The 23,260-nt window shown below is 71.8% G+C and carries 20 protein-coding genes; 9 read left to right on the top strand and 11 right to left on the bottom strand.

What is annotated here, in order from left to right; genetic code table 11:
- The first annotated feature begins 90 nt into the window (after window positions 1–90).
- The 3 genes from ACK1X7_RS04345 to ACK1X7_RS04335 all read left to right on the top strand — a co-directional run bounded on the left by ACK1X7_RS04345 (window position 91) and on the right by ACK1X7_RS04335 (window position 3,502).
- Window positions 91–525, top strand: coding sequence for a septal ring lytic transglycosylase RlpA family protein (locus tag ACK1X7_RS04345; RefSeq protein WP_413114653.1), 435 nt, complete (start codon window positions 91–93; stop codon window positions 523–525).
- Between the two features lie 185 nt (window positions 526–710).
- Entirely contained in the window at window positions 711–2,654 is a 1,944-nt protein-coding gene (locus ACK1X7_RS04340) for a serine/threonine-protein kinase (protein WP_385144979.1), read from the top strand.
- The gene (locus tag ACK1X7_RS04335) at window positions 2,651–3,502 is read left to right on the top strand and encodes an FHA domain-containing protein (protein WP_413114652.1); all 852 of its coding nucleotides are present in this window, start codon (window positions 2,651–2,653) and stop codon (window positions 3,500–3,502) included. The genes ACK1X7_RS04340 and ACK1X7_RS04335 overlap by 4 nt, the downstream gene beginning before the upstream one ends.
- Window positions 3,503–3,532: 30 nt before the next feature.
- On the opposite strand, the gene ACK1X7_RS04330 is transcribed toward ACK1X7_RS04335, so the two are convergent.
- Window positions 3,533–6,058 carry an ABC transporter permease gene (locus ACK1X7_RS04330; protein WP_413114651.1) on the bottom strand — a complete coding sequence of 842 codons (2,526 nt, stop codon included), beginning with the start codon at window positions 6,056–6,058 and terminating at the stop codon, window positions 3,533–3,535.
- A 203-nt stretch (window positions 6,059–6,261) separates the two neighbouring features.
- On the opposite strand from ACK1X7_RS04330, the gene ACK1X7_RS04325 reads away from it, so the two are divergent.
- Together ACK1X7_RS04325 and ACK1X7_RS04320 are read left to right on the top strand one after the other, a co-directional pair.
- A complete protein-coding gene (locus ACK1X7_RS04325) occupies window positions 6,262–7,578 on the top strand; it encodes a sensor histidine kinase (protein ID WP_385144985.1) in 1,317 nt (438 codons plus the stop codon).
- Between the two features lie 20 nt (window positions 7,579–7,598).
- Complete coding sequence (locus ACK1X7_RS04320; RefSeq protein ID WP_385144987.1) at window positions 7,599–8,324, top strand: response regulator transcription factor; 726 nt, start codon at window positions 7,599–7,601, stop codon at window positions 8,322–8,324.
- A gap of 32 nt (window positions 8,325–8,356) precedes the next feature.
- On the opposite strand, the gene ACK1X7_RS04315 is transcribed toward ACK1X7_RS04320, so the two are convergent.
- Complete coding sequence (locus ACK1X7_RS04315; RefSeq protein ID WP_385144989.1) at window positions 8,357–9,313, bottom strand: LysR family transcriptional regulator; 957 nt, start codon at window positions 9,311–9,313, stop codon at window positions 8,357–8,359.
- 201 nt (window positions 9,314–9,514) lie between these two features.
- Here ACK1X7_RS04315 and ACK1X7_RS04310 point away from each other — a divergent pair, with 201 nt between their 5' ends.
- Window positions 9,515–10,210, top strand: coding sequence for a type 1 glutamine amidotransferase domain-containing protein (locus ACK1X7_RS04310; RefSeq protein WP_413114650.1), 696 nt, complete (start codon window positions 9,515–9,517; stop codon window positions 10,208–10,210).
- Between the two features lie 60 nt (window positions 10,211–10,270).
- On the opposite strand, the gene ACK1X7_RS04305 is transcribed toward ACK1X7_RS04310, so the two are convergent.
- Window positions 10,271–10,873 (bottom strand): TetR/AcrR family transcriptional regulator, encoded by a 603-nt coding sequence (locus ACK1X7_RS04305; RefSeq protein ID WP_385144993.1) that lies wholly within the window; start codon window positions 10,871–10,873, stop codon window positions 10,271–10,273.
- Window positions 10,874–11,023: 150 nt separating this feature from the next.
- On the opposite strand from ACK1X7_RS04305, the gene ACK1X7_RS04300 reads away from it, so the two are divergent.
- On the top strand, window positions 11,024–12,148 hold the full coding sequence (locus tag ACK1X7_RS04300) for an FAD-dependent oxidoreductase (RefSeq protein WP_413114649.1): 1,125 nt from the start codon (window positions 11,024–11,026) through the stop codon (window positions 12,146–12,148).
- A gap of 32 nt (window positions 12,149–12,180) precedes the next feature.
- Here ACK1X7_RS04300 and ACK1X7_RS04295 read toward each other — a convergent pair whose 3' ends face one another.
- Complete coding sequence (locus tag ACK1X7_RS04295) at window positions 12,181–13,206, bottom strand: LacI family DNA-binding transcriptional regulator (RefSeq protein ID WP_413114648.1); 1,026 nt, start codon at window positions 13,204–13,206, stop codon at window positions 12,181–12,183.
- 249 nt (window positions 13,207–13,455) lie between these two features.
- Between ACK1X7_RS04295 and ACK1X7_RS04290 the strand changes: the two genes are divergently transcribed.
- Together ACK1X7_RS04290 and ACK1X7_RS04285 are read left to right on the top strand one after the other, a co-directional pair.
- Window positions 13,456–14,238, top strand: coding sequence for a TIM barrel protein (locus ACK1X7_RS04290; protein WP_390795462.1), 783 nt, complete (start codon window positions 13,456–13,458; stop codon window positions 14,236–14,238).
- A 92-nt stretch (window positions 14,239–14,330) separates the two neighbouring features.
- Complete coding sequence (locus tag ACK1X7_RS04285; protein ID WP_390795463.1) at window positions 14,331–15,353, top strand: Gfo/Idh/MocA family oxidoreductase; 1,023 nt, start codon at window positions 14,331–14,333, stop codon at window positions 15,351–15,353.
- Between the two features lie 4 nt (window positions 15,354–15,357).
- Here the strand turns inward: ACK1X7_RS04285 and ACK1X7_RS04280 are convergent, their stop codons facing one another.
- Genes ACK1X7_RS04280 through ACK1X7_RS04250 form a run of 7 tightly spaced genes read right to left on the bottom strand, consistent with a single transcriptional unit; the run spans window position 15,358 to window position 23,258 of the window.
- The gene (locus tag ACK1X7_RS04280) at window positions 15,358–16,101 is read right to left on the bottom strand and encodes a class I SAM-dependent methyltransferase (RefSeq protein ID WP_390795464.1); all 744 of its coding nucleotides are present in this window, start codon (window positions 16,099–16,101) and stop codon (window positions 15,358–15,360) included.
- Window positions 16,102–16,118: 17 nt separating this feature from the next.
- The gene (locus tag ACK1X7_RS04275) at window positions 16,119–17,372 is read right to left on the bottom strand and encodes an MFS transporter (RefSeq protein WP_385145007.1); all 1,254 of its coding nucleotides are present in this window, start codon (window positions 17,370–17,372) and stop codon (window positions 16,119–16,121) included.
- Entirely contained in the window at window positions 17,369–17,860 is a 492-nt protein-coding gene (locus ACK1X7_RS04270) for a pyridoxamine 5'-phosphate oxidase family protein (protein ID WP_385145009.1), read from the bottom strand. Before ACK1X7_RS04270 ends, ACK1X7_RS04275 begins: the two co-directional genes overlap by 4 nt.
- On the bottom strand, window positions 17,857–19,065 hold the full coding sequence (locus ACK1X7_RS04265; RefSeq protein WP_385145011.1) for a PLP-dependent aminotransferase family protein: 1,209 nt from the start codon (window positions 19,063–19,065) through the stop codon (window positions 17,857–17,859). The genes ACK1X7_RS04270 and ACK1X7_RS04265 overlap by 4 nt, the downstream gene beginning before the upstream one ends.
- Window positions 19,062–20,819, bottom strand: coding sequence for a non-ribosomal peptide synthetase (locus ACK1X7_RS04260; RefSeq protein WP_385145013.1), 1,758 nt, complete (start codon window positions 20,817–20,819; stop codon window positions 19,062–19,064). Before ACK1X7_RS04260 ends, ACK1X7_RS04265 begins: the two co-directional genes overlap by 4 nt.
- On the bottom strand, window positions 20,803–22,197 hold the full coding sequence (locus tag ACK1X7_RS04255; RefSeq protein WP_413114647.1) for a condensation domain-containing protein: 1,395 nt from the start codon (window positions 22,195–22,197) through the stop codon (window positions 20,803–20,805). The genes ACK1X7_RS04260 and ACK1X7_RS04255 overlap by 17 nt, the downstream gene beginning before the upstream one ends.
- A complete protein-coding gene (locus ACK1X7_RS04250) occupies window positions 22,194–23,258 on the bottom strand; it encodes an LLM class flavin-dependent oxidoreductase (protein WP_385145017.1) in 1,065 nt (354 codons plus the stop codon). The genes ACK1X7_RS04255 and ACK1X7_RS04250 overlap by 4 nt, the downstream gene beginning before the upstream one ends.
- Between the last annotated feature and the right edge of the window lie 2 nt (window positions 23,259–23,260).

The raw sequence follows: 23,260 nt of genomic DNA, 5'->3' as shown, positions 1-23,260 counted from the left end.
TGGATGTCATGGTCACCGCCGCGGCCGGCTGACGAACGGCCCACCCGCGCTCACATCACACCACCACAACCCGAAGTGAGGTTCTCCGCCATGCGCAAGGGAAGGCTGATCGGCCGAGTGGCGGCCGCCGCCGTCGCACTGACCGCCGTGCTGGGTGTCGCCCCGGCGAGCACCGCCGCGACCAGCGACACCCCGCCGGCCGGTGAGAACTGCTGGGCGACGCACTACGGCTACATACCCCCCGGCGCCTATACCGCCAGCGGCGAGCTCTTCGACAACACCGCGGACACCGCGGCGACTTCTCTGAGCCGCGATCCGCAACTGCCGTTCGGGACCAGGGTGAAGGTCACCAATGTCGCGAACAACGCGTCGCTGGTCGTACGCGTCAACGACCGCGGCACCTTCGCGTGGACCCCGTCGGTGCCCAAGTGCCTCGACCTGACCGACGGGGCGTACGCCCGGCTCGGCGGCGTGCTCAACCCGGACTCCGGCCACATTGTGGTCAAGGAGGAGATCGTGCCATGAGCCGATGAAGGCGGCCGATTTCACGCCGTACGACGGCCGGGTGCGACCGTCGTACGCCGGAGGCTTCCCTCTTTCCGGGGGCCATCCACCGGAAGCGCTACCCACCGACGTCAGGGGCAAGTACTCTCCGTGGCGACACGGGAACGTGATAGGTGCGATGAAACGGGGTAGCGGGGGTGCGGGTGATGGCGGAGGCCGGTGACCGGGTCGCCGACCGATATCTCCTCCAGGAGCCCATCGGGAGAGGCGGAATGGGCGTCGTCTGGCGGGCCCACGATGAGCTGCTGGACCGCCAGGTCGCGGTGAAGTGTGCCCGTCCGGACGACGACCGCGCGGCGCTGCGACTCACCAACGAGGCACGCAACGCCGCGCGGCTGCACCATCCGCATATCGTCTCGGTGTTCGACTTCGTGGAAGAGAGCGAAGTCTGCTGGATCGTCATGGAGTACGTGTCCGGAGGCAGCCTCGCCGACATGGTGCGCGACCGTGGTGCGCTCACCCCGGAGGAGGCGGGCTCCATCGGCTGCCAGATCGCCACCGCGCTGGCGAAGTCGCATGCCGAGGGCGTGGTGCACGGCGATGTCACCCCGGAGAACGTCCTGATCACCGAGGACGGCGTCGCCAAGCTGACCGACTTCGGCATCTCCCGGGCGCTGTGGAGCGAGGCCACCATGACCCGGACCGGCGGGGTGCGCGGCAAGCCGCCGTATCTGCCGCCCGAGGTGGCCAGGGGAGAGGCGGCCGACCGGAAGTCCGATGTCTTCTCCCTGGGCGCGACGCTCTACGCGGCGATCGAGGGACGGTCCCCGTACGGCGAGGCATCGCACCCCATGGCCTATGTGGCGCGGGCCATCGAGGGCTATATCGAGACCCCGCACCGGGCCGGTCCGCTGGTGGACCCGCTCAGCGCGCTGCTGAACGTGGAGCCGAAGCGGCGCCCCGCCGCCGATCAGGCCGCACGGTTGCTGCGGCGGGTCGCCCCGTCGTCCCCCCACCTCGAACACATCGAGGACACCTACGAGGACCCGCACGACGGCGACACGCTGGACCGCACCCCGTTCACGATGCGGCTGCTGCCGCCGTCGGTGCGAGGGGCATGGCGCCGTCCCACCCGCCGGGTGGTGATCACCGCGACCGCGGTGGGCACCGCCGCGGCCCTGGTGGCCTGGGCCGCCCTCGTGGGCCCCTGGGGCGACGGGCACTCCGACGAGAGCGGCCGGTCCGGGCAGGACGGCGGGCGTGGCGCGTCCGGTACGGGCGACGCGCTGTCACACGCGGGACGGGCCGGCACCGTGGGCGACGCGCGGACGGCCGACCCCTGCAAGCTGCTCAACGCCGCATCGCTCAGCCGCTTCGGCGAGACCGTCATCGACCCGGACTACGGCGAGATCGACCGATGCGATGTCCTGCTGCACGGCGAAAGCGGCGATGACATCGCGGATGTCCAGCTCAACTTTGACGCCGACCCGCCGGAGCCGGGCGGCGATGTGCCCACCCGAAGGATCGGCAACGTCACCGTCGGCGCCTTCCAGCGCGAGGGGGACGAGTGCGTCCGGAACATCGCGTCCGCCGACCGGAAGCAGATCTGGATCATCACCGAGCGGCTGGACACCCCGGCGCCCGACCCGTGCCAACTGGGCGACGCCGCCACCGACTACGCGGTCAGTGTGCTGGACCGCGGCCAGGTCCCCCGGCGCTCGGGGCAGCCGGTCGCGAGCTCCCTGGTCCGCGGAGACGCATGCCGGCTGCTGGACGGCGACGAGCTCGAGCGGATCGCCGGTATGCGGGTGAAGGACCGCGACCCGGGCTTCGGGAACTGGCGGTGCGAGTGGGCGGACAGCTCGGACGACGCGGGAGTGGAGCTGGAGTTCACCCGGGACAATGAATTCTCCCCGGAGGACGGGCAGCGGGCGGAGATCGACGGGAAGCTGAGCTCCGTGTCGCCCAAGGAGTGGGACGACGACTCATGCCTCGTCCGGATGCTGCACCGCTCGTACCGCGACTACCTCGGTGACGACACCGTCGAGTTGATGTCGTTGAACGTCTACGGGCCGAAGCCCACCAAAAAGCTCTGCCGGACCGCCAAGGCGCTCGCCGCCACGGCCGCGAAGAAACTCCCGAGCTCATGACCACACCCCCCGGCAGCGACCGCCGCACCACCGGCCGGGCCCCCGCCGCCCGCCACCCCGCCACCGGCCGTCACGCCGCGGGCGGCCGCCTCCTGCCCGCCGCACACGGCAGCCTGGCCCGCGGTGTGACCGCGCCGGTGCCGGGCACCGCCTTCGCCCTCTCGCTGATCGGTGGTATGACCCTGGGCCCCGGCGACGGCCGTGAGCTGCTCTTCGGGCGGAACCGCCCCGAGGTGCACGTCTGCGTGGGCGAGGACGACCCCCAGGTCAGCCGCTGCCAGGGCAGACTGACCCACCGCCACGGCCGCTGGTGGGTCGCCAACAGCGGCCGGCTGCCCCTGCGCTTCCCGACCCGGCTGCTCTTCACGGGCGAGGAGCCACTGCCCCTCGAAAGCGGCTACACCCCGCTGTTCGTCCGGGGCTCGCGCGACCGCGAGCATCTGCTGGAGGTCTTCGTCAGCGGCCCCGAGGCCGAGCGGCCCGTAGCCCTGCCCGGGGAGGTCACCCGCCCGCCCCGGGTATGGGTGCTCACCGACGAGGAGAAGCTCGCGCTCGTCGTCCTCGGCCAGCGGTATCTGCTCCACGAACCCCGGCCGCAGCCCCTCACCTGGAAGGTGACGGCCGCCCAGCTCGCGGAGTTGCGCCCCGGCGAGGGCTGGCGGGAAAAGCGCGTCGAGCACCTGGTCAACCGGGTCCGCATGATGCTGTCGCGGGACGGAGTGCCCTGGCTGACCCGCGAGGAGGTCGGTGAGCCGGTCGGCAACGCGCTCAACGACCACCTCATCCGCGCCCTGATGATGTCGACCACGCTCGTCCCCCCGGACCTGGCCCTGATCGACGCCGCCTGACCGCTCACCCCGCGCCCGCCGCCGCACCGGTCATTCGGTGTCCGCGCCGATGGCCTCCAGCATCGGGAGGCGGGCTGCCTGACGCCCCGGCCAGAGCGAGGCGAGCACACCGATCGCGGCGCTCGAGAAGAAGAAGAGGGCCGCCCTGTCCCATGGGATGACGAGCGGAACGACCTCCTGGCCGAGGACGGCCGCCGCGCCGATGGCCGTACCGGCGACGACACCGAGCGCGGAGCCGAAGAGCGAGATGGTCACCGACTCCAGGCGCAGCACCGATCCCACACCGGCGCGGTCCAGCCCGATGGCCCGTAGCAGTCCGATCTCCCGCACCCGCTCGAAGACGGCCATGCCCATGGTGTTGACCACCCCGAGGGCGCCGATCAGCACGGTGACGCTGAGCATGGCGTACATGATGTTGAGGAACGGCGCGGACCGCGCGGTGGCGGCGGCCCTCGCGTCGGCGTGGTCCTGGACGAGCAGTGCCGGGTTGTCCAGGGTGCGCCGGATCTCGTCCTGGAGCGCGGCGGTGCGGCCGGGGGCGGCCTTGACCAGGACCGAGCTGATGGTCGGCCGGTCCTCGGCGCCGGCCGGACGCGGCAGGGCGCGGTCGGAGACGAGGGCGGGGGTCAGATCGTCCGGGCCGTCGTAGATCGCCACGACGGGCAGGCTCGTCGGAGTGCCCGGCTCACCCGAGCTCGCGCCGGTGAAGCTGCCGGTGACGCGGGAGCCGAGCCGCCAGCCGCGGGCGGCGGCCAGCTCCTCGGTGACGGCGATGCCATGGCCGAGGCGGTCCAGCGAACCCTCGCGGACGGAGAGCGATGCCGCACGTTCCACCGCGGCGGGGTCGACCGCGGTGACCGCCAGGGACGGCTTGTGCGGGACGTCGAGGTAGGTCTGGATGATGGGTGTGACGGCCTCGGCGTCGGTGAGCCGCCCCACCCGGGCCGCCGTGTCCTCGCCGATCTCCCCGAAGTCGACGGCCGTGATCCGCAGGTCCGAGGTCATGGAGCTGTCCACCTCCTGCTCGTCGAAGCGGTTCAGGGAGGTGACGGCCACGGTGACGGCGGTGACCATCGCCAGGCCGACCATCAGAGTGGTCGCCGTGGCCGCCGTACGCCGTGGATTGCGGCGGGCGTTCTCCACCGCCAGCTTGCCCCGGATGCCCGCCAGCCGGGTCAGCGGGGAGCGCAGCAGCCCGGTGACCCCCAGGGCGAGCAGCGGGGTGAGGACGATCAGGCCGACCAGCAGCAGGGGCACGGCACCGAAGAGGAGGTTCGGCTCGCCGATTGCGGCGGCGACCAGCAGCGCTCCGCACGCGGTGACGATCAGCCCGATGGTGTTACGGCGGCGCAGCGATGCGGCGGTGGACGGCTGGACGGTCCGCAGCGCCGCCACCGGCGGTACGGCCGCCGCCCGGCGGGCCGGGACGTAGGCGGCGAGGACGGTGACGCCGATGCCGACGGCGAAGGCCGCGATGAGCGCCTTGGCGGACCACGCCTGCACGGTGGCGCTCCCCACACCGGAGGCGTCGAACAGGCTGCCCATCAGGTTCGCGGCACCGATGCCCAGCCCGTAACCGAGGGCCGAGGCGGCGGTGCCGACCAGGGCGGCCTCGGCCAGGACCATCCGCATCACATGGCTCCTGGTGGCGCCGACCGCCCGCAGCAGCGCGTGTTCCCGGGCACGGGCCGCGCTGAGCATGGTGAAGGTGTTGGCGACCAGGAAGGTGGAGACGAACAGGGCGACACCGGCGAAGCTCAGCAGCAGTGTGGTGAGCTTGTCCGTGTCCTGCTCGGAGGCGGCGCCGGACTCCAGCTCCGCGCGGGTGGCCGCCCGCAGGCCGGACGGCAGCAACTTATGTGCCTGCTGGGCGAGTTGGACATCCGTCGTGCCGTCTGCGGCGGTCAGGGTGATCGCCGAGTAGCCGTTCGGCGTGGGGGCGAAGTGCCGTTGTGCGGTGGCGGTGTCGAAGGCGGTGAGCGTACCGCCGGAGTCCACACGGCTGTCATGGGCGGTGAAGACGCCGACCAGCCGCGCGTCGCGGGCCGTGCCGCCCACGACGATGCGCACCTTGGCGCCCACCCGGTACCCGGCGCGCTCGGCGGTCCGCCGGTCGACGGCGATCTCGTTGGCGCCATGGGGTCCGTGGCCCGCGGTGAGCGGATAGCGGACGTCCTTGCCGCTCTCGTCGGGCACATAGTTGACGCCCGCGGCCTGGTGGAGATCGCCCACCAGAGTGCCGTCGGAGCCGACGAGGAACGAGGGGCCCTCCACCACACCGCGTGCCGCGGCCGCCGAAGGCAGCGCCCGCAGCCGTCGCAGAAGCGCGTCATCGAGCGGGTGTGCTTCGGAGGAGCCCGCGGCAGAGGAGTCCGCGGTGATCGAGACGGACGCATCGGGCTGGGAGTTGGCGTGTGCGCGGTTCACGGCCGCCTGGACGGAGTCGCCGTAGAGCAGCGACCCGGTCACGAAGGCCACGCCGAGCACGATGGCTAGGGCGGGCATCGCGAAGCGGAGCCGATGGGATCGGAGGGTGCGCAGAGCGGTGCGGAACATCGACTGCCTTCGGAAGGGACAACGGTCGGAAGGGGCGTGGCGGATCGCGCTCGAGCGCTCTCCGGCCGCCCCGGATGCCATCCTTCGCGAGAGCGCGGCGCGGCGGATCCACCGGATTGCCGAAGCGATCCGCGTACCTTCCCCGGCTTCCTCGGTCGAAAGTCTGATGTGGCGACGGCGGCCGGGCCGTAGCGTGACCTGCCATGATCTCCGATTTCCGGTCCAGCTTCCGGCCCCTGTCCGGGTCCCGCTTCCGTTTCCGGCATCTGTGGCTGGGCCTGGTCGGCGTCAGCCTGGTCGTCCTGGTGGTCCTGGAGGGGCTGAACGCGCCGCATCCGGCGATGGCCGCGGCGACGATGGTGTCCGGGGTGCTGTGCCTGGCCGCGCTCGCCGTGCCGGAACGCCTCCTCGCGCGCTGCGCCATCGGCGCGGCGGCCGTCTCCTGCGCGCTGACCTTGGTGGAGGCGCAGCTCTCCCAGCGTCCCCCGAACACCCCGGGCCTGGTGGAGCTGGGTGTGCTGCTGCTGCTCATCACCCGCGCCGTGCGGCGCTGCCCGCCCCTGCGAGCGGTCGGGCTGGTCGCGGGATCCACACTCGCCGCCGTGGTTCTTCCCCTGCGGATCGAGGAGAGGAACAGCAACCTGCTGAATCTGATCGCCGTCATCGCGGTCTGCGCCATGCCGTTCATGGTGATGGTGGGGCTGTGTCTGCGTCTGTACGACACGCTGCGGGAGCGGGAGCGCGAAGCCATCCGGCAGGGGCAACGCCTTGAGCACGCACGGGAGTTGCACGATTTCGTAGCCCACCACGTGACGGCGATCGTCGCCCAGACCAAGGCCGCGCGCTTCACGGCCGCGGCCGGGCACACCCAGTCCCCGGAGGACCTGGACCGGATGCTCGCCCAGATAGAGCGGGCCGGATCCCAGGCGCTGGGGTCGATGCGCGCCATGGTCTCCAGCCTGCGGGACCACACCACCGCCTCCGCCACCACCCGGCCCACGGGCGATCCTGCGGGGCTGCGCGGGCTGCGCGACCTCACCGAGGAGTTCTCCGAGGTGGGGCCGCCCGCCGAGCTGGCCCTCGCCCCGGAACTCGCCGACCGGCCGCTGCCGCCCGGCATCCTCACCACCGTCCACCGGGTGGTGCAGGAGTCGCTGACCAATGTGCGCAAGCATGCCACCGGGGTCGGCCGGGTCGAGGTGCGGATCGGTGTGCGGCCCGGCGCCCCGGAGCAACTGGAGGTGTCGGTCGTGGACGACGGGCAGGGTGGCGCCTCGCCCGCCGCCGAGCGGTCGGTCGAGGGGAGCGGCTACGGTCTGGTCGGCCTGGCCGAGCGGGTCGAGAAGGTCAATGGGCGTATCACCACAGGGCCACGGGACGGCGGCGGCTGGCACGTCGTGGCGGTCCTCCCGCTGAACAAGGCGGATAGGGCGGACAGCGCGGACAAGGCGAACACGGCGGACAGCGCGTACGCGGCGATCCTGGGCAAGGTGGCCCCGAACGTGGCCTCCTCCGGCTGACGGCCCGCGCGCCTGCGATCATGCATGACATGACGATCCAGGTGCTCATCGCCGACGACCAGGAGATGGTCCGTGCCGCCTTCCGCATGATTCTCGACTCCCAGCCGGATATGCGGGTGGTCGCCCAGGCGGCGACCGGTGTCGAGGCGGTCGAGCAGGCCCGCCGGCTGCGGCCCGACGTCTGCCTCCTGGACATCCGCATGCCCGAGCTGGACGGTCTGGAGGCCACCCGGCTCCTCGCCGGGCCCGATGTGCCGGACCCCCTCAACGTCCTCATCGCCACCACCTTCGACCTCGATGAGTACGTCTACCGGGCGCTGCGCAACGGCGCGTGCGGCTTTCTGCTCAAGGACGGCGCGCCCGGCCTGCTCACCGAGGCGGTGCGGGCCGCGGCCTCGGGCAACTCGCTGATCTCCCCGTCGGTGACCGTCCGTCTGCTCGCGCACATGGGCCCCCACCGCGACCGGTCGGCCCCCTCCGAGGCCCGTCCGGCCGGCCGGGGGACGGTCGGGCCGCAGGGCCTGATCGAGCCGCTGACCCAGCGGGAACGCGAAGTGGTCCGGCGGGTCGCCCGCGGTCGTACCAATGAGGAGGTGGCCGTCGATCTGCATGTCACCCTGTCCACGGTCAAGACCCACCTCGGCAACGTCCAGCGCAAGCTGGCCGCCCGCAACCGCGTCGAGATCGCGGCCTGGGCCTGGGAGCACGGCATGGTGGACCAGTCCTGGACGAGTGGTGGCGGGTGACCCGCCCGGCGGTATTCCCTGATGTGCGCGCGCTACCAGGTGCGGGCAGCGCGCTGAAGGCGCTCGCGGACCCGGGCCACGTCCGGGTTGGCGTCGGCCCCCGGCCGCTGTACGAGGAAGAGCGTGTTGAGCGGCGGCTCATCGGGCTCGTGGAGCAGAACGAGCCCGCCGGATGTGAGTTCGTCCTGGCAGAGGTAGCGGGGGAGCACGCTGTAGCCCGCGCCCGCGGCGACGGCCGACACGGCCCCGCGCAGGTCCGGCACGGTCACCGCGGCCTGGGCGGTGAGCCGCTTGCCGAAGACATTGCGCCAGTACCGGCGGGCGATGGGGAGGTCCTCCGCGTAGGTGATCAGCGGTACATCACGGACGGCGGCACACGGCCCGTCGGCCGCCAGCCGCTCCCCGATGCGCCGGGCCCAGCCGGGCGAGGCGACCAGCACATAGTCCTCGTCCGCCAGCGGCAGCGCGGTCAGCGCCCGGCCGCCGGGGCGTCTGGTGGAGATCACGAGATCGTGGTGTCCGGCGCGCAGCGCGTCCAGCAGCGGATCGGTCAACCCCATCGTGATCCGCAGCCGCAGCCCCTCGGCGACCAGCGAGGCGAGTGCGGGCAGGGCGCGGGCGCACAGCAACTCGGCCGGCCCGGCCAGATGGACCGGGACGGCGCTTCCGGTGAGTACGGTGCTCCGGCCGCCGAGGGAGGCGAGGGCGTCGAGTGGCCCGGCGATCTGCCCGGCCAGATCGTGGGCGAGGTGGGTGGGTTCCGCACCGCGCGGCAGCCGGGTGAACAGCTCGCGCCCGGTCTGCTGCTCCAGCGTGCGGATCTGGGCGGTGACGGTCGGCTGGGAGAGCCCGAGCAGCGGCGCCGCGGCGGTGAACGAACCGGAGCGGTAGACGGCCAGAAAGGTGCGCAGCAGATTCAGATCGGCATGCGGCGGCATCCGCCCACCGCCGATGACGAGGTCGCCGTCCTGGTGTGCTCCGTCCTCCATGCCGCCCAGCATAGAGAGGCGCACGGCTCTTCCTTCCATCGGAATCCCGATGGCGACGATCGACTCACCTATTGGCATTTCGATGCCCAGTGGATCTACCTTCGAGCACGCCGCCAGGACGGCGGCGACACAAGGGGGCGGCAACGCCCCAGGAGATCCCAGCGATCACCGTACGGCGGGTGATCGCATCGAGGAGTGAGCATGGCGAGGATCCTGTTCGTGATGACCGGTGCCGACCAGTGGACACTGGCCGACGGCACCAAGCACCCCACCGGCTACTGGGCCGATGAGGCCGTTGCCCCCTACGAGGCGTTCAAGGCCGCGGGCCACGAGATCACCGTGGCCACCCCCGGCGGCGTCGTCCCGCCCGTCGACGCCGCCAGCCTCAGCCCCGAGGCCAACGGCGGCCCGGAGAACGCCGCCAGGATCAGGAGCGTCGCCGAGACCGCCGCCGAGTTCCACGCCCCCATCGCGCTGAGCGAGGTGCGCCTGGACGAGTACGACGCCGTCCACGTCCCCGGCGGCCACGGCCCCATGGAGGACCTCGCGGTCGACGCCGACGCGGGCCGGATCCTCACCCAGGCGGTACGCGGCGGTATGCCGGTGAGCGTGGTCTGCCACGGCCCGGCCGCGCTGCTGGCGGCGGTCACCGAGGACGGCACCCACGCCTACGCCGGCTACACCATCACCGCCTTCACCAATGAGGAGGAGACGATGGCCGGCAACGCCGACAAGGCCAAGTGGCTTTTGCAGGACCGCCTGACCGAGGCGGGCCTGACGGTGCGCGTCGGCGAGCCCTTCGCACCGCATGTGGAAGTCGACCGCAATGTGATCACCGGCCAGAACCCGGCCTCCTCCGGCCCGCTCGCGGACGAACTGCTCAAGAAGCTCGGCTGACCGCTCATCCCTCGTCCCCGTCCACCGCACCGGTGGACGGGCCGTGGTCCGGACAACCGGCTAGGAGCTAGGGGGCGCGGAGGGCTTGGTCGGCGGTTGCCAGCCCTGGGTGAGGATGTCGAAGATCGCGTCGACCGCGGCTCGGCGGTCCTGCCGGCCGCGGGCCAGGGTCGGGATCTCGAGTACGAATCGGGCAAGGGTCACACATGCGAGGTCGTCGTGGTCGACGCCGAACTCGTCGGCGATGGCCGCGCCGAGGCTGTCGGTGTGCCGGGTCCACATGTGTTCGGCATATGTGCGCAGTGCCGGTGTGGAGTCCACCAGGTTGGTGAACTCGGCCATCCGCGGATGCGCCGTGATCGGCAGCCAGGAGTCGAGGACATGCTGCCGGAGGGCGTCGAGGATGCTCTGACCGGCGGCTCGTTGCCGCACCGCCGCGTTCAGTTGCGACTCCCGGTCCTGCTCCTGGTCGAATACCAGCGCTTCCTTGCCGGTGAAGTGCTTGAACACCGTCGTCGTCGACACATCGGCCGCGTCGGCGATGTCACGGATGCTCACCTGGTCGTAGCCACGCTCCAGGAAGAGCTGTAGCGCGGCGTCGGCGATCGATTGGCGGGTGGCCGCCTTCTTGCGTTCGCGGCGGCCGACGGGGGGCTCGGTCATGGCTTGAGCATATCCGATAGTTGCATCGAGGGCTAAGTTGACTCGTTGCACTTTTCTACTGGGTCTGCTTTTCTGAGGTCGGCGAGAACCCGAGCGGCACCTCTGCCTCGGCATGCTCCTCGCCCCTCTTCGCCGGTGAAAGGAACCACCATGACCTCTCCCGAACCCGCCCATGCCCGCATCAGCGTCATCGGTGCCGGGCCCGGCGGTCTGACCTGCGCCCGCATCCTCCAGCAGCGCGGCATAGCGGTCACCGTCTACGACCGCGAGTCGGGCCCCGGCGCGCGCAACCAGGGCGGCACCCTCGACCTGCACGCGGACAACGGCCAGATCGCCCTGCGCGAAGCCGGTCTGCTCGACGAGTTCTTCAAACTGGCCCGCCCCGAGGGGCAGGAAATGCGCAAGATCGACCCGGCCGGCGCGATGACGTTCCATCACGTCCCGCAGGTCGACGAGCTGTTCAAGCCGGAAATCGACCGCGGCCAACTGCGCACCCTGCTGCTCGACTCCCTGAAGCCGGGAACCGTGCGGTGGGGCCGCGCCCTGGACAGGGTCGGCGGGCCCGCCGACGGACCGCGGCAGTTGTCCTTCGCCGACGGCACGACCATCGAGACCGACCTGGTCATCGGCGCCGACGGTGCCTCTTCCCGGGTGCGCCCGGCCGTGTCCCCGGCCGTCCCCGAGTACACCGGGGTGAGCTTCCTGGAGGCATGGTTCTCCGACGTCGAGAACCGGCACCCCGACATCGCCGAGCTGGTCGGCTCGGGCAGCGCCGGCGCGGCCGACGGCGACCGCGGCCTGTTCGCCCAGCGCAACAGCGGAGACCACATCCGCGTCTACATCATCCGGCGAGCCCCGGTCGACTGGCTCGCCATGAGCGGCCTGACCACCGACGACACCGACGGCATCCGCGCCCTGCTCCTCGACGAGTACGCCCACTGGTCGCCCCGTATGCGCCAGATGATCAGCACCAACGACGGCCCCTACGTCGACCGCCCGCTCTTCGCCCTCCCGGTCCCGCACACCTGGGAACACGACCCGACGGTGACCCTGCTGGGCGACGCCGCCCACCTGATGCCTCCGCTCGGTGTCGGCGTCAACCTCGCCATGCTCGACGCGAGCGAACTCGCCCTCGCCCTCGCGAACGCGGCCACCGTCGACGACGCCATCCGCGGCTACGAGAAGACCATGCTTCCCCGCTCCATCGAGATGGCCAGGGCCCTCGAAGGCGGCGCCGAGCACCTGCTGTCCGCCGACCTACCCGACGGCTTCTGAAGGCAGAGGTGAAACGGCCCAGTTGTCGCGTCTCAGGTGGGCCCGGCCGTCGTGCCCCGGATGACGAGGTGCGGGGCGACCACGGCCTCGTCGGTGGGTGTCCGCTCGCCCTCCAGGCGGGCGATGGCTCGGCCGACGGCGAGTTCGGCGAGACGGGGGATGTCCTGGCCGACGGTGGTGAGGTTGATATGGGCCAGACGAGCCAGATGGCTGTCGTCGAAGCCGATGACGGAGACCTGGTCGGGGACGGAGACCCGGGCGCGGAGGAAGGTGTCCAGGACGCCGGTGGCGGAGCGGTCGTTGAAGGCGAGGACGGCCGTGGGCAGGGGAGTGGCGTCGAGGAGGGCGTGGGCGCCCGTGGCGCCGTCCTCCTCGGTGAGCCCGCCGGGCAGGACGCGGACGCGGTCGGCGAGGCCGTGGCGGCTCATGGCGGTGCGGTAGCCGCGGCGCCGGTCGGCGGCGCCCGGTGCCCTGCCGCCGTCGATATGGGCGATGTCGCGGTGGCCGAGGGCCACCAGGTGGTCCACGGCCTGGCGGGCGCCCTCGTCATCGGCGGTCCGGACCACCTCCACGCCCGGGGCGGTCCCGCGCAGCCGCCGGGCCACGGAGACGACCGGGAGCTGTCCGGCGAGTTCGGCCAGCCGCGCGGCCGGGGCCTGCGGGCCGAGCAGGATCAGGGCCTCGCAGCGGTCGGCGAGCAGCGCGTCGGTCGCCCGCTGCTCGCCACGACCGGCGGCCACGGCGCTCAGTGCGATCTGGTACCCGGCGGGCTCCGCCACCGCGTAGATGCCCTCCAACAGGTCTGAGTGGAAGGGGTGCTGGAGGCCGAACTGCACCCCGAGGAGATGGGACCGGTGGCTGCGCAGCAGCCGGGCCCGGGCGTCCGGCCGGTATCCGATCTCCCGTGCCGCATCGAGGACCCGCTCACGGGTGGCGGCACCGGCGCCCTTCGCGTCCCGCATCACGATGGAGACCAGCGCCGTGGACACGCCTGCCCGCGCCGCCACGTCCGCGAGGGTGGGGCGCTTCCCATGGGGGACGGCCGGCGTCGGTGGCACCACTGGTCTCCCTGGTCGAGATGTCGTCTTCGGGCGGAGCGGGACGGTCGGCGTTTCGCCTTACGGGCGACGATCGTAGCCCAGGCCGCGATGCGTGGCGCCCGACTTCTGTAACGTTCTAGTCATTCGGTCGTCGGCCCTTGACAGGGGTGGCCGGTGGCTGGCGTACTGCTGCTCGTTCACTAGAACGTTCTAGTGACTGGAACGTTCTAGTTGGTGTCGGGGTCGTCGTAGAGAGGGCGAGCAGCGATGTACACGTTGGCGGTTTGCGCCGAGATGGTCTTCCGGGATCTGCCGGTCCAGGAACGGGCACGGCGCATCCACGACGCCGGCTTCCAGGTCGAGATCTGGGACTGGAGCCGACACGATCTGACCGCCCTGGAGCGGACCGGCGCGGTGTTCTCCTCGATGACCGGCCATCTCCGCGGCAGCCTGACGGACGAGGACGGGGCGGCCGAACTCCTGCGCACCGCCGAGGAGTCGGTCAAAGTGGCCGAACGGCTCGGCTGCCCCCGGCTGAATCTGCACGGCACCGGGCTGGACGGCGACGGCCTGCCGGTGGTGCCGGTGGCGGGCCCGGCCACCGGCCCGATGTGGATCGCCGCCCATCGCACCCTCACCCGCCTCGCCGAACTGGGCGAGCGCGCCGGGGTCACCTTCACCCTGGAGAACCTCAACACCGCCGTCGACCACCCCGGAGTGCCGTTCGCGACGGCCGCCGACACCCTGGCCCTGGTCGCGGCCGTGGACCGGCCGGGCCTGCGGATGAACCTGGATCTGTACCACGCGCAGATCGGCGAGGGAAACCTGATCGAGCTGGTCCGCCGGGCCCATGGCCGGGGCCTGATCGGCGAGATCCAGGTGGCCGACGTACCCGGCCGCCGCGAACCGGGAACCGGGGAGATCAACTACCCGGCCCTCGCCCGAACCCTCGTCGACCTCGGCTACGAGGGCACCGTGGCCATGGAGGCATGGGCCTCCGGCGACAGCGACCTCGCCCTGGAGCGCTTCCGCTCCGCCTTCACCCGCTGACCGACCTCGCAGGCGCGACACCGTACCGCCCTGACCGCACCCGTTCTCACCCGTTCCCGCTACGGACCTCACGGAATCAACGGAGCATCCGCATGACCACGCGACACCCCCTCCCCGTCGGTCTCATCGGCGCCGGCCGCATGGGCTCCTTCCACGCCGAGACCCTCGCCCGCCGTCTCCCCGGCGCCCGTCTCGCGGCCATCGCCGACCCGGCCCCGGGCGCCGCCCAGGGGCTCGGCGACCGGCTGGGCGGCACCACGGCGTACACCGAGATAGCCGAACTGCTCGCCGACCCCGGGATCGAGGCGGTGGTCATCGCCACCCCGGCCCGCACCCACGCCGGGCTGGTCGAGGCAGCGGCCCGGGCGGGCAAGGCCGTCTACTGCGAGAAGCCCATGGCCGTCACCCTCGATGAGGCGGACCGCGCCATCGCGGCCGTGGCCGACGCGGGCGTCCCTCTCCAGGTGGGCTTCAACCGCCGCTACGACACCGGCTTCCACGCCGCCCACGAGAAGATCCGCGCAGGCGCCATCGGCACCCCGCAACTGCTGCGCTCGCTCACCCGCGACCCCGAGCTGGCCGATCCGGGCCGCATCCCGCCGTGGACCATCTTCCTGGAGACCCTCATCCACGACTTCGACACCCTGCGCTATCTCAACCCCGGCGCCGCGCCCGTCGAGGTCTTCGCGTTCGCCGACGCCCTGGTCCGCCCCGACTTCAAGGACCGCGGACTGCTCGACACCGCCGTGGTCACCATCCGCTTCGACAACGGCGCCCTCGCCACCGCCGAGGCGAACTTCCAGGCGGTGTACGGATACGACGTCCGCGGTGAGGTCTTCGGCTCGGCCGGCATGCTCACCATGGGCGACATCCGCCGCAGCCATCTGACCGCCTACGGCCCGGACGGCATCGGCGCCGCATGCGTCACCTATGACCAGGATCTCTTCCACGACGCCTACGTCGCCGAACTCGCCGACTTCACCGAGTGCGTGCGCACCGGCCGCGCCCCCTCAGTCACCGGACAGGACGCCCGCGCCGCCCTGTCCGTCGCGCTCGCGGCCATCGAGTCGGTCACCACCAACGGACCCGTCCGGGTCGGCGACACCGCGGCGTAGGCCCTCACACCGCCTCGGCGGGCTTCCGGTAGACCACGACATATCCGCCCTCCGCGGTGAAGGGCGTCCGAGACCAGCCGTCCCAGCGTCCTTCCAGCCGGAGGCCCGCCAGCCGTGCCATCAGGTCCAGCTCGGTGGGCCAGGCGTAGCGGAACACCATGGGGTACAGCTTCGTCCCGCCCTCGGTGATGGCGACGTACTGCCGGTTGACCGTCTGCGTCACCCGGTCGAACTTCGAGACCCGCAGCACCACCTGGTCGAGTGCCACATGAAGGGCGTCGCTGGCCTGCGGCTGGATCAGCCGGTGCGGATCGGGGACGAACACCTGGAGGACGAAGGCGCCACCTGGGGCCAGCCGCGCGGCCACGTTCTGGAAGCAGCGGATCTGGGTCTCCTGGTCGCGCAGCAGGAAGAACGTGTGCTGGACGGCGTAGACGAGGTCAAAGGCCCCCTCGACGGCGGCCTCCGCGAAGTCGCCCTGGACGGCCCGCACCTGGGCGCTGCCCGGCTTGTCGGCCATCTGCTGGAGCATGACGGGGGAGGCGTCGATGCCGGTGACCCGCACCCCCCGCTCCGCCAGCGGCAGGGCGACCCGCCCGGTGCCCACGCCGAGTTCCAGCGCATGGCTAGGTTTGGCCACGTCCACGAGGAACCCCACCGCCGCGTCCTCGTCCTTCGCGGCCGGCCAGCCGATGGCGTCGTGGTCGGTCATGTGGTCGCCGTAGGTCGATGATTCGTATCCCTGCACGTGCGCACTCCTTAAGGCTATGCGACTCGGCGCGGGCCCAGCAGGCCCTTGGCGGCGAACGGAACGAGAACGAGAGTGCATGCCGCGGAGAGCAGCAGTCCGCCGCGCGCACCGAGCGCGCTCACCAGCGGGCCGCTGAGCGGCAGGCCGATCGGGGCCGCCAGCGTCGAGCCGGTGGTCCAGAGCGTGATCACCGGCTGCTGCTCATGGGGCGGGAGCTCCGACTGCACAAAGGTGTAGGCGATGGGTGTGAACGGGGCGTAGATGAGTCCGCCCAGGGCGAAGGCGCACATCGCGACCGGCCCGGAGGGGGCCAGGGCGAGAAGCACCACCGAACCGCCCCACAGCGCGATGACCGCCACCAGGACGGCCTGCTGGTGCAGTTTCCGCAGGAAGCCGGTGAGCGCCCCGCCGAGCAGCGCCCCGGCGCCGAAGGCGGTCCAGATGATGCCCAGGGTGTTTCCGTCCCCGTGGAGATCTCCGTTGACCAGCACGGGAAGCGCCACTTCCACCGGCATATAGGAGAGATTGAAGAAGAAGACCACGAAGAACAGCCGGGCGGCCACGGGACGCAGCCGCAGGATCCGCCACCCGGACTCCGCCGATCGCTCCGCCCGGGGCGCTCTCGGCTGTGGCGGCACGACGAGCGCGACGGCCGCGAACAGCAGGAGGAAGCTGAGCGCTTCGAGGAGGACGGCCACGTCCGCTCCGAACGCGACCGTGACCGCGCCGCCGACCGCGGGCCCCACGACGTAGAGCGCCAGGCTGTTCGCGAAGCCCAGCAATCCGTTGACGGTGAAGAGCTCGCCCTTCCCCGCCATACCGGTGGCGACGAGGCGCCGGCTGCTGGACGCCGTCTGATGCAGGACGGACCCCAGGAGCAGCGCCACCACCAGGAACCCGATGTCGATCCGGTCGGCCATGGCGGCGAGGCCCACCACCGTGAAGAGGACGGTGCGCAACGCGCTGTCGGTGATGACCACGGCCCGGGTGGGCAGTCGCAGCCGTCCCAGGCCGATGCTGAGGGCGAGCACGGTCGACAGCACATACGGTGCGGTCATCACCAGGCCGACCGCCACGGGGGCGGAGAGCTGCCCGTGATGGCGTAGCGCCAGCAGCGGAAGGGCGATCAGCAGGATGCCATCGCCCACGCTGGAGAGCACATAACCGGCGAGCAGTACGGCCAGCCGCGGGTTCCCCGTCAGCACCTGGCGGTAGGACCGGTGGCCGGCGGCCCCGCCCGCCGTCTCGTCCGTGGTGTCCGTGCTCATGGGCGGTCCGTTCGCGCTTCGCCGGGCGGGCGGAAGGACAGGTCCGCGATCCACAGGGTGTCGGGCACCAGCAGGGCCCAGCGGGTGCCCCGGGCGGACTGGTCGCCGCGCAGGCTGAACCGGGCGTCCCACAGCTCCTCCCGCTCGCCCAGGTACCGGGTGAGCTTGCGGCGGCCCCGGTCCGTGTCGAAGTCCACCACCCGGCCGTGGCCGCGGGCGATGACCTGGTGAACGGTGCCGGTCGCGAGGTCGCACGAGTCCACCACGAGTTCGAAGACCGGGTCGCGGGCCAGTCGCTCCGCCAGCCGGGCCCAGGGGCCCGTGAGCACCCAGAAGGCGTGGTCCTCCCACAGGAACCACACGGGCCGCACCCGTGGGCCCTCGGTGGCCAGCCGGGCCACCAGGGGCCGGGCCAGGAACGCGGCCACGTCGAACGGGGCCTTGTCGAGGCCGGGGAAGGTTCCGTCGTCGTCCCTGGTGAGCTTCATGAGCGAGGTTCCTTGCGCAGGGTCCGCCACGCCCGTTCCAGCCGGGCGACGCCTTCGACAATGTCCTCGGCGCGGGTGCAGGAGAAGGACAGCCGGAGGGTGGACGGGTCGGGTTCGGTCGCGTAGAAATCGGTCCCCGGTACGAAGGAGACACCTTCCTCGACCGCGGCGGCCAGCAGTTCGGTGGCGTCGGCGCCCCCGGGCAGCCTCGCCCAGACGAAGAAGCCACCGTGCGGCACCTCGAACTCCAAAGCCCCCTCGAAGGAGCCGGCCAAGGCGCTCACCAGTGCGTCGCGGCGCTTGCGATAGAGATGACGGGAGCGCTCCAGCCGGGTGGCCAGAAAGCCGGGCTCCTGGACGAGCTCATGCACCACCTGCTGCATCAGAAGCGAATTGCCCAGGTCGGCCGCCTGTTTGAACTTCATCAGCACATCGGTGAGAAACGGTGGGACGACCAGATGGCCCAGACGCGCCGCGGGGAAGAGCACCTTGGAGAAGGTACCCATCCGTACGTCGGAGGCCGCGGCGGCAGGCCGGGGCGCGACGGTGTCGTAGCCGAGATCCCGGTAGGGGTCGTCCTCGACGAGGACACAGCCGTACCGCTGGGCGAGGGCGGCCAGCCGGTGCCGGTGCGCGGTGTCCAGGGTGGCGCCCGTCGGATTGGCGAAGGTGGGGACCACATAGATGATTTTGGCCCGTTCCTCCACCGACAGCGCCGCCTCGAGCCGGTCGAGACCCTCGTCCGACCCCAGGGGAACGTCCACCACCCGGGCCTGGAAGAGACGGAAGACCTGTAGCGCTCCCACATAGCTGGGCCGGTCCACGAAGACCACGTCCCCGGGATCGAGCAGCGCCTTGCACAGCAGATCCAGGCCCTGTTGTGAGCCATGGGTGAGAAGCACCTGCCCCGCGTCGACCGGACGGCCGAGCTCGGCGGACTCCCGGGCCGCGATCCACGACCGGAGCTCGGGCAGCCCGCTCGCGTCGCCGTACCGCAGCGGCAGACCGCCCTGGCTCAGCAGGCGGGTGGTGACGTCGGCGAACTCCTGATGGCAGTAGGTCTCCGGCGCCGGGCTGCCGGCCGCCAGCGCGATCACATCGTGGCCGTCGGTCAGCCGGAGCACGGCGCCGACGGCGGAGTCCGCGAGCTGGTCCGTACGGCTCGCCAGAGCCGGAAGCCTGCTGGGCGCGTCCGTGAAGGTCACCGGGGCTCCTCCCCGCCGTCGCTCGCGGCCGTACAGATCCGGCGTGGGGTCCGCTGACGGAAGATGAGGGTGTAGGGGACGTCGATGCCGTGCCGTTCCAGGAGGGACTGCCGCACCCGGGCGACGCCCATGGAGTCCCCGCCCAAGCCGAAGAAGTCGTCGTGGGCGCCGATGTCCGCGCGGCCGAGGACTTCCCGGAAGATGTCGATGACCCGCTGCTCGGTCTCGTCCCGCGCCGCGGCCCGGTGACCGCGGAACACGATGTCCGCCGTGGGTTCCGGGAGCCGGCCGCGGTCCACCTTGCCGCTGGACAGCAGCGGCAGGGAGGGGAGGCGCACCAGGACGCCGGGCACCATCTGCGGGGGCAGCCGCCGGGCGACCGCGTCGATCACCTCATCGGGGGCCGGCCGGTCGTCGTCCGTGACCAGATACCCCACCAGCCGTGGCCGCTCGCCGTCGTGGACCCGGATCGCGGCCGCGGCCCCGGTGACCCCGGGCGCGGCGAGCAGCGCGGCCTCGACGGCCGCGAGGTCGACGCGGACACCGCCGACCTTCGGGTCGTCGTTCAGCCGGCGGACGAATTCCACCCGCCCCCGCTCGTCGACGCGCACCAGATCGCCGGTGCGGTACAGCCGCCGTCCGCCGCCGTGGAACGGATCGGGTACGAAGCGCCGTGCGGTCTGTTCCGGGTCGCCGAGGTAGCCGCGGGCCAGTCCGACACCGCCGATGAACAGCTCCCCGACCTCCCCGTCGGGCACCGGGGCCAGCGCCTCGTCGAGCACATGGACCCGGGTACCGCGGATCGGACGGCCCACGGAGGGGAGACGTCCGGTGGAACCCTCGGAGGGGCCGAGCCGGGCCGCCAGGCGGACGCTGGACGCCTCGGTGACACCGTAGGAGTTGACGACCTCGAAGGGCAGCCCGCGGGGCCAGACCCGTAGCTGCTCACCGCCGGTCACCAGCAGGCGCAGCGGGCAGTCGGCCGGCCAGGGGACGCCGAAGAGCCGTTCCGCGAGCCCGGTCACCACGATGCTCCAGGTCACCTCCTGGTCCAGCAGCCAGTCACGCAGCGCCCCCGGCTCGCGGACGTGGCCTTCGTCGGAGACGGCGATGGCGGCGCCCGCGGTCAGCGGAGTCCACAACTCCCATCGTGAGATGGCGAATCCGGGGGAGGCCAGCCAGCCGCTGCGGTCCTCGGGGCGGATCGAGAAGGCGTCATGGGACCACCGCGCCTCGTTCACGATGCCCGCGTGGGTGAGGGCCACCGCCTTGGGACTGCCGGTCGAGCCCGAGGTGAAGTAGACGCAGGCGACGGCGCCGTCCTCGCCCTCCGGAGCCGGGGGCAGACCGGCGAGTGGCCGGTCCACGGGGGGATCCGCGACCTCGCTGATGGTCAGCCCCGGGCCCACGGTCAGCCGCACCCCCGCGATCCGCAGCATCTCCGCGATCCGGGCCGGGGGCAGATCGGTCGCCAGTGGCACATAGACGCCACCGGCCTTCCACACGGCGAGCGCGGCGATCACATGCTCGGCGGAGCGTGGCGCGCCGACCCCGATGGTCATGTCGCGAGCCGCGCCCCGCGCCATCAGGGCCTGGGCCAAGTCCGCCGCGCGCCGGTCGAGTTGGCGGAAGCTGAGGACGGTGTCGCCCTCGATCAGCGCCGGGCGGTCCGGCCACCGTAGTGCGGCGTCGCGCACCAGGTCGTGGGTGCGGGCCGGACGGCCGGGTCCGGGCGGGTCAGCGGCCGCTGTCATGCCACACCTCCCCGATCCGCGTCCCGGGATCCTTGAGCATGTGTTCCAGGTTCCGGCAGTGGCGGTCGACGTAGCGCTGGGCGCTGCTCGGGGTGAAGACCGCGCGGTTGTACGTCAGCTCGCCCTCCAGTCCGGTCGGGCCGGCGTAGAGGGTGGGCACCACGTTCTGGCCGTAGACATGCGCGTACCGATCGGCGTCCAGCTCGATGGGATAGCAGGTCTCCCTGGTGAAGTCGAAGGGACTCACCTCGGCGTCGCCGATGCGCTCCGGCGGGCCGAGGTCGGCGTTGAGGACGCTGCCGCGCACCCACACGTGGTACAGCGCCCTCGCCGGCCAGGGCCGTCTGGCCGTGAAGTCCGGGTCGATCGCGTCGGCGATGCGCGGATACGGCAACTGGTTGTCGTAGGCGTCGAGCGCGGTGTCCCTGACGTGTTCCAGAAGCTCGCCGAAGGTGTGCTCGGGGCGCACCTCGACCGGCAGCAGCACCAGATCGGCGAAGTGCCCGACCGTATGCGGATCCGGTTTGAGCTCCAGACGGGTCAGCGTGGATCCGACCACGACGCGCCGTGCCCCGCAGAGGTCCGCGAGGGCGGCCGCATAGGCCGCGACATGGATCAGATAGGGGGTGACGCCCGCCCGGCCGCGGAGCCCGGCGAGGGCCTGCGGATCGGCCTCGGCCCGGAACGGCGTCGTCTCCCGAAGGAAGACCGGTGGTGGGGCCGCGGGGTAGTCGGTGCGGACGTCGAGCGGGGCGGGCGGGGGGCTGAGCACCCGGCGCCAGTGCTCCAGGCGCCGGTCGGCGTCCGCGGGCGGGCGGGCGGCCCGCCGCACGAAGTCGCGGTACTGCTCCTGCCGCGCCGGAGGGGCGAGCCCCTGGTACGCCTCGGCCAGGTGCCGGACGACCAACTGCACCGAGGGGGCGTCCAGCACCAGATGGGCGGCGGACAGGACCAGCACATGCTCGGTCGGGGAGCGGCGCACCAGCGTCGCCCGCCACAGCGGGCCGCGGACATAGTCGAAGAGGCGGTGCTCCTCGGTGCCGGCCACCAGCTCGCAGTAGGTGTCCTGATCCTCCGGTGGCATGCCGGAGAGATCCACCAGGGCGAGGAGGGGCGGGTGCACGTCCTCCGCGTCCCGGACATGGGTGCGGGGTGCGGTGCCCAGGTCGCTGAGGCAGGTGCGCAGGGCCTCGTGCCGTCGGTGGACATCGGCCAGCGCCCGGTCGAGCCGCCCGGTGTCCAGGGGGCCGCGCAGCGTGAACGCCAGACAGACATTGGTCCTGGTCAGCGCCGCGTCGTCCGGGTTCATGAAGCGCATGCTCTCCCAGATCCACTCCTGCTGCGGACTGAGCGGAACCGGTTCGCCGGACGCGGTCATACACCCTCCATGAGCTCGGGCAGCACGCGCTCCCCGAGCAGCCGCACCGCCCGCATGGCCTCGGTGTGCGAGACGGACCCGAACCGCAACTGGAGGCTCAGTTCGGCACCGGGGTAGAGCTTGCCGATGCGGCGGATGGTGGCGGCGGTCTCGGCCACCCCGCCCACGATGATGTTGTCGGCGGCCATCAGACCGGCCACCGTGGTCGTGCGGGCCGCCTGTTCCATGCGCTCATAGCCCTGGTACTGGTCCGAGGTGATGCCGCGCCAACTCCCGTAAGCCTCAAGCTGTTTGGCCCGGTACGCGGCGTAGTGCTCCTCGGCTCGCGCCACCGCCTCGCCCTGGCTCTCCGCCACATAGCAGTGGTAGCTGACATGCAGCCGGAAGTCGGGGGAGTGGCCGTGCTCGATCCGGGTGGCGCGGTACAGATCGAGAAGTCCGGTGAGCTTCTCATGGCTGGCCACCACCGGGATGATCATGAGGTGGTACCCCTTGGACGCGGCCCAGGTGAAGGTCTCCGGAGAGGTGGTGGCGGCGATGAACACCGGTGGCCGGGGCCGCTGTGCGGGGCGGGGCAGCATCGCGGGCAGCGGGCCGAAGCGGTGGAAGCGGCCCTCCCAGCGGAAGCCCTCGTCCGTCCACAGCCGCTCGACGGCCTCGACGTTCTCCTCCAGCAGCGCCCGGCTGTCGGCCATGTCCACCCCGAACGCCTCGAACTCCGAGGGCAGGAACGCCCGGCCGAACCCGGCGTCGAGGCGGCCGTGGGAGAGGTTGTCGAGGACCGACAGTGAGGCGGCCAGCTTGATGGGGTGGGTGAACGCCGGGGTGACCGCCCCGGTCACCAGCCGTACGCGGGTGGTCCGCCGGGCGATGGCCGACAGCAGTGCCACCGGGTCCGGGCTGTATCCGCCCCACTCGTGGAAGTGGTGCTCGACCAGCTTCACATGGCTGAAGGAGAGCCGGTCGGCCAGCTCGCTGAGCTCGATGATCTCGTCGTAGAACCGCTCGGCCGGCATCTCGCCGGGGCCCACGGTGGGCAGGAAGTTGAGCCCGACCTTCATGG

Origin of the sequence: Streptomyces sp. CY-1 (genome assembly GCF_047218265.1) — a bacterium.
In the GTDB taxonomy this organism is placed as follows: Bacteria; Actinomycetota; Actinomycetes; order Streptomycetales; family Streptomycetaceae; genus Streptomyces; species Streptomyces niphimycinicus.
This window is presented reverse-complemented; position numbering and strand designations above follow the sequence as displayed.